This is a genomic window from Bartonella sp. AD13SXNS (assembly GCF_042196465.1).
GTDB lineage: Bacteria > Pseudomonadota > Alphaproteobacteria > Rhizobiales > Rhizobiaceae > Bartonella.
In genome coordinates this window covers 1-1,011 of record NZ_JBHIQI010000075.1, presented here as the reverse complement: position 1 = coordinate 1,011, position 1,011 = coordinate 1, and the positions used below count along the sequence as shown (strand labels likewise).

The 1,011-nt window shown below is 34.6% G+C and carries 2 protein-coding genes; both read right to left on the bottom strand.

The features are described from left to right. A partial coding sequence (locus tag ACFIMQ_RS09440) for a DUF1376 domain-containing protein (protein ID WP_375703934.1) occupies nucleotides 1–568 on the bottom strand: 568 nt, incomplete at its 3' end. Next, a complete protein-coding gene (locus tag ACFIMQ_RS09435; RefSeq protein ID WP_375703933.1) occupies nucleotides 558–923 on the bottom strand; it encodes a DUF1376 domain-containing protein in 366 nt (121 codons plus the stop codon). The genes ACFIMQ_RS09435 and ACFIMQ_RS09440, both read right to left, overlap by 11 nt. Nucleotides 924–1,011 lie beyond the last annotated feature (88 nt).

Below are 1,011 nucleotides of genomic sequence, written 5' to 3'. Positions count from 1 at the left end.
GTTCTGATTGAACATCATCACACTCGATTGCCTTTTCAACAAAATCGTTTGTTTCTAAATTTTCAAAATCAATTTCTTTTTTTGATAAAATAATAGTTTTATTTTTTTTGTTATTGTTAATGTTATTGTTAATGTTAATGGCATCATCTAGCATTGCATATGCATTGCACGTGCATTGCTCATGCATTGCACGTGCATCATCATTACTTTTATCTTTGTTTTTATCCCATCTAGCTTTTGCTGCTTTTGATGCCTTTTCCGAAGCTTTATCTAAATTCTCATTAGAGTTATTGAGTTCTTCTTCAACATCTAAATTCCACAAACGACCGTCTGCTAAACGAACAAGGTATCCTTCTTCAAGCAAGACATTTAACGCTGCTTCGAACTTCTTCACTGAATAACCAGTGTAATGAGATAAAACTTTAATGTTATAAAAAAGAGGTTCACCAGTACGCAACATACGTAACCGTAATCGCATATAGATATTGCCCTCTACAGCAGGCAAATAATCAACAACCATTGCCCACTTATCTGCAAAAAGCCTCGTCCATGGCAACTTAGTTGACATGTATTACCTCCTCTCTTTTCTTACTCCACCTTGCTAAAGCTGCTTTCGAAGCTCTCTCTGAAAATTTGCTAATGCTATAATCAAAAGCTAGTGACTTATGCCATAAGCACCCATTCTCTAAACGCGTAATATGATCCGTGCTTATTAAAGTCTCTAAGGTCTTTTGAAACGTTCTTATTGAACACCCACACCAACTTGATAAATAAGACGCATTATTTATAAGAGGCGCTTTCCTATCATTCATTAGCAACACAAGTGTTGTATAAACAGCCTTCTCGGTCACTTTTAATCCCATAAGATCTTTTAAAAACTGATCTGTATTAAATTTTACAAACGCCACTTTATTATTGGACATCATTTGAGATCTCCCTTTCTTTAACTAAATGTAAAATTGCTAAAGCATCTGCTTCATTATCATCACATGGCTTGTGTCCTTTAATACA